Genomic DNA, 4,608 nt, shown 5'->3' on the forward strand with positions numbered 1-4,608 from the left:
CTCGCGCCGCGTGCGCTTGCGGCTCCCCAGACCCTCGGCATCACCGAACGACAGCTGCATCGCACTCACCCCGATCACGGTGAGGCATTGTCGCGCAATCGGGCGGAGTTGTTCAGACCTTCCCTAGCGGTCGTCCCAGAAATCCGGCAGCCCGGCCGTCTGCCACCAGCGCTTGGCCTTGGCGTCCCAGCGCCAGCGCTCGCGCCAGCGCACCACCCGCTCGGCCTGGGTGTGGCGGTTGACCACGCCGATCTCCACCTCGCGCACCACGCTGCCGTCGGGCAGCCGCGCGTTGGGGCCCTCGCGGTAGCTGGACACGCGCAGCTGGCGGTAGCGCTCGAACTCCAGCTCGGTCAGCGGATGGGCCTGGCGGTACTCCGGGTCCACCAGCTGCCAGGCACCGCCGAAGTCGCCCCAGCGGATCGCACCGGCGAAGGCCATCTGGATCTCGTCCAGCTTGGCGCGCTGGCGGCCGCCCGCGGCCGCGGCCGGCAGGGCCAGCAGCAGCGCCAGCAGGGCCAGGGGCAGGGTCTGGATCGCGCGTGGCATGGGCGGGTTCCCGCGGAAGGCTCCCCGCATCCTAGCAGCGCCGGCGGGCCGGCTCATCCGCGCGCCAGGGCCACGAAGCGGCCGCTGAAGGTGGTGGCGTCGGCACCGTCCGGCAGGGCGATGCGCGCGGCGATGCGGCAGCGCGCGCGGCCGCGCTCGGCGAAGGTGCGCACGAACGTGTCCCAGTCGCCCTCCTCCAGCCAGGCCTCGGCCTGCAGCGCGTCGTACAGCGGCGCCAGGTAGCGCACCTGGCTGTCGGCCACGTAGACCTCGGCCTGCAGGCCGGCGCGCAGCAGCCGCCAGGTCGCCAGGCTCCAGCCGGCCAGGGTCAGCAGCGACACCAGGCTGCCGCCGAAGGCCGAGCCCTTGTCGTTGACGTTCGGCGCCAGCGGCGCGTGCAGGCACATGCGCCCGTCCACGACGCCGTCCACGCGGATCTGCATGGCATGCACCTGGGGGATGCGCGCCAGCTGCGCGCGCAGCGGTTCGAGGGAGGGATCGGCGCTCATGCGTCCGGGCATCACGTGTGGGGGGCCGGCATAATGCCGCAATGACGTCGCCGCGTCCCCCCGCCTGGACCCTCGTGTCGCTGCGTCCGCGCGGCGGCCACGACGGGCTGCGCCGCGCCGCCGCCGCCCGCGGCGGCCGGGTGCTGGCGCTGTCGCCCTGGGCGCTGGAGGCGCGCGACGATGCCGCCACCCGGCAGGCGCTGGAGCACGCCCTGCAGGCGCAGGCGCTGGTGTTCACCAGCCCGGCGGCGGTGCGCGCCGCAGCGGCCCTGCGACCACTGCGCTCCCGTCCCGATCAGCACTGGCTGGCGGTGGGCGAGGGCACCGCGCGCGCGCTGCGGCGGGCCGGCGTGGCGGAGGTGGCGGCGCCGGCGCGGATGGACAGCGAGGGCCTGCTCGCCCTGCCCGGCCTGCGCGGGGTGGCCAGTGTCGGCCTGGTCCCCGCGCCCGGCGGGCGTGGCCTGATCGCCGCCGAACTGGCCGGCCGCGGTGTGGAGGTGCGTCGCGCCGACGTCTACGAACGGGTGCCGTTGCCGCCTTCCGCAACCGCACTGGCGCGCCTGCGTGCGCTGCGCCCGCCGGCCTGTCTGGCCCTGAGCAGCGCCGAGGCCCTGCGCGTGGTGCTGGAGCAGTGGCCGGCCGAGGCCGGCACTCTGCTGCGCCGCTGCGCGGTGGCCGCGGCCAGCGCGCGGCTGGCGGAGATCGCCGGCGCGGCGGGATTCGCGCCGGTGGCGGTGGCCGCCAGCGCGCGGCCGGCGGCCCTGGCCGCCACCGCCCACACCCTGCTGGCGGCCGCCTGAGGCGCTCCTCCTTGCGGGCGCAACGGGGCCAAGCGATGCTGCGCTTCCACGGTCGCCGCGCCGGCGTGGCCCTTCCGTCCGCCCCGCCCCGCGGCCGCCAGACAAGGATGCTGCCGTGAACGACCTCCCCGCCCCCCGCTTGCCGCGCACCCGCCTGCTGGTGGCGCTCGTGGTGCTGCCCGTGCTGGCGCTGGCCGGCTTCCTCGCCTGGCGCGGCTGGCAGGCGCGCCAGGCCGAGGCGCAGGCGCGCGCGGCCGAGGAGGCCCGCCAGCTGGACACCCTGCTGCAACGTCTGGACACCCTGCGCGGCGACCTGCGCGCGCAGGGCCGCATGCTGCAGGACGCGGTCTCCGCCAACCGCGTGCTGCGCGACGAGGTGCTGGGCCTGGGTCAGCGCAACGCCCTGCTCGAGGAGACGGTGGCACGGCTGGCGGCCAGCAGCCGCGCCGGCAGCCAGGCCGCGCGCCTGGACGAGGCCGAGCTGCTGCTGGTGCTGGGCGAGCAGCGCCTGCGCATCGCCGGCGACGCCGAGGGCGCGCGCCGCGCCTACGCGCTGGCCGCCGGCCTGCTGGAAGGGCTGGACGATCCGGACCTGCTCAACCTGCGCCAGACCCTGGCCGGCGAGCGCGCCGCCCTGGACGCGCTGGGCCCCGGACCGCGCGCCGAGCTGGCCCGGCGCCTGGATGCCCTGGACGCGCGCCTGGCGCGGCTGCCCGAACAGCCCACGCCGCCGGCGCGCCCGGCCGGCCCGTGGTGGCACCGCGTGCTGGCGCCGCTGGTGCGGATCCAGCCGGTCGGCGAGCAGGCCCTGCTCACCGGCGCCGAACGCACGCTGGCGCAGGATGCGCTGCAGGCCGAGCTGACCCTGGCCCGCGCCGCGCTGGAGCGCGGCGACGTTGACGCCTTCCACACCGCGCTGAACCGCGTGCACGCCTGGGCGCGGCGGTTGTGGCCGGATTCACCGCCGCTGCGGGAAGTTCTGGCCGAACTGGAGGCACTGCGGAGCGCGCCGCTGCAGCCGGCCGACCCGCCGGCGCTGGGCACCACCCTGTTGCAGCTGCGCGCGCTGCGCGACGGAAGGAGTGCGCGATGAAGCCCTACCGCTCGCTGGTGATGCTGCTGCTGGCCGCCGCCCTCGGCGTGCTGGCGGCCACCTGGCTGGCCCAGCAGGACCTGTCGGCGCTGGGCCGGGTGATCGTGCGCACCGGCGGCTACGACTACAGCACCTCGGTGCCGGCCGCGCTGCTGCTGGTGCTGCTGGCCTGGCTGCTGCTGGGCGCGCTCTGGTACCTGCTGCGCCTGCCGGTGCGCACCTGGAGCCGCTACCGCAAGCGCCGCGGCCGCGCTCGCCTGCTGGAGGGCCTGGCCGCCCTGCAGGGCGGGCACTGGAGCCGCGCCGAGCGGCTGCTGGCCGCCGCCGCCGAGGATCCCGAGGCCGGGGCCCTGGCCCTGGCCGCGGCGGTGCGCGCCGCCGACGGGCGCGGCGACGGCAACGCCGCGCAGGAATGGCTGCGCGCGCTGGCCGGGCGCGACCCGGTGGCGCACGCCCTGCTGCAGGCCGAGCGCCTGCTCGGGCAGGGTCGGCCGGTGGACGCGATCAACGCCCTGGACGTGGCGGCGGCGCAGCCGCTGCCGCCGCGGGGCCTGGTGCTGCGGGTGCGCGCGCTGCGCATGATCGGCCGCGCCGGCGAGGCCTACGGCCTGCTCGGCGCGCTGCGCCAGCAGAACGCGCTGCCGCCGGCGGAGCTGGCCCAGCTGGAGGGGGAGCTGGCCGCGCAGGCGCTGCAGGAGGCCGCCGACGCCAACGAGCTGGCCGAGCGCTGGGAGGCCACGCCCAAGCCGCTGCGCACGGCGCCGGACGTGGTCGCCGCCTACGCGGTGCGCGCCGCCGCCCTGCGCTGGAACGACGCGGCCCTGCGCCACCTGGACCACGCCCTGGACGCCCGCTGGGACGAGGCCCTGGCCGCGCTGTACGGGCGCCTGCCGATCGGCCACGTCGACTCGCGCCGCGCCAGCGCGCAGCGCTGGCTGCAGGCGCACCCGGCCAGCCCGGCGCTGCTGCTGACCCTGGCCCGCCTGGCCCGGCAGCAGGGCCAGTGGACGCAGGCCGAGGACTTCCTGCACCGCGCCCTGGCCCAGGGCGCCGGTGCCGAGGCCTGGGAGGAGCTGGGCGACGGTCTGGCCGCCGCCGGCGACGAGGCCCGCGCGCGCCTGGCCTACGCCAACGCCCTGCGCGCCTCCCGCGGTGAACCGGTGCAGGCGCTGCCCGGCCGCGACCTGCGCGAACGCATCCACGACCTGGCCGTCCCGGAAACACGCGACGGCCACGGCATCCCGCACCTGCCCGGCCAGGGCTGAGGCCCGCGCCCGCGACGGCGCCCGCCCTCCGCATACCGCGACAACCGCCCGCAACCGTGACGCACTGCGCGCCGGGCGCGTGATGGCGTGCGGCTTCCCTGCATCCGCCCGCCGCGACGGTTCAAGTGGTCCATCCCCCCGCCGATACCACCGCGCCCGGATGCGCCGGCAAGCCGGGAACCGGGCCGGCATGCGGTGCAGGTCCGTCCATGCGGAGGGACCGGCCCGCATCCGTTTCCTCCCCTCCCTCCACCCGCCAACTCGCCCATGAACGAGTTCCTGCAACGCTTCACCGTCGGCAAACGCATGTTTGCCGGCTTCGGCCTCATGCTGCTGCTGATGGCGGCCATCGCCGTGGTGTCGGCCATCTCGCTTTCCACCGTGCAGTCGCA

Annotated in this window: 5 protein-coding genes; 3 read left to right on the top strand and 2 right to left on the bottom strand. The window is 77.1% G+C overall.

Annotated elements, in window-relative coordinates; genetic code table 11:
• Positions 1 to 123 precede the first annotated feature (123 nt).
• The gene (locus CR938_RS13845) at positions 124 to 549 is read right to left on the bottom strand and encodes a hypothetical protein (RefSeq protein WP_162125548.1); all 426 of its coding nucleotides are present in this window, start codon (positions 547 to 549) and stop codon (positions 124 to 126) included.
• 53 nt (positions 550 to 602) lie between these two features.
• Complete coding sequence (locus tag CR938_RS13850) at positions 603 to 1,058, bottom strand: YiiD C-terminal domain-containing protein (protein WP_211365246.1); 456 nt, start codon at positions 1,056 to 1,058, stop codon at positions 603 to 605.
• A gap of 41 nt (positions 1,059 to 1,099) precedes the next feature.
• On the opposite strand from CR938_RS13850, the gene CR938_RS13855 reads away from it, so the two are divergent.
• From CR938_RS13855 to CR938_RS13865, 3 genes are all read left to right on the top strand, one after another.
• A complete protein-coding gene (locus tag CR938_RS13855) occupies positions 1,100 to 1,858 on the top strand; it encodes a uroporphyrinogen-III synthase (RefSeq protein WP_162125550.1) in 759 nt (252 codons plus the stop codon).
• A 115-nt stretch (positions 1,859 to 1,973) separates the two neighbouring features.
• Entirely contained in the window at positions 1,974 to 2,951 is a 978-nt protein-coding gene (locus tag CR938_RS13860; protein WP_162125551.1) for a uroporphyrinogen-III C-methyltransferase, read from the top strand.
• Positions 2,948 to 4,216 carry a heme biosynthesis protein HemY gene (locus CR938_RS13865; RefSeq protein WP_162125552.1) on the top strand — a complete coding sequence of 423 codons (1,269 nt, stop codon included), beginning with the start codon at positions 2,948 to 2,950 and terminating at the stop codon, positions 4,214 to 4,216. Before CR938_RS13860 ends, CR938_RS13865 begins: the two co-directional genes overlap by 4 nt.
• Positions 4,217 to 4,608: the final 392 nt, after the last annotated feature.

It is taken from the genome of Pseudoxanthomonas taiwanensis, from assembly GCF_010093135.1.
In the GTDB taxonomy this organism is placed as follows: domain Bacteria; phylum Pseudomonadota; class Gammaproteobacteria; order Xanthomonadales; family Xanthomonadaceae; genus Pseudoxanthomonas; species Pseudoxanthomonas taiwanensis.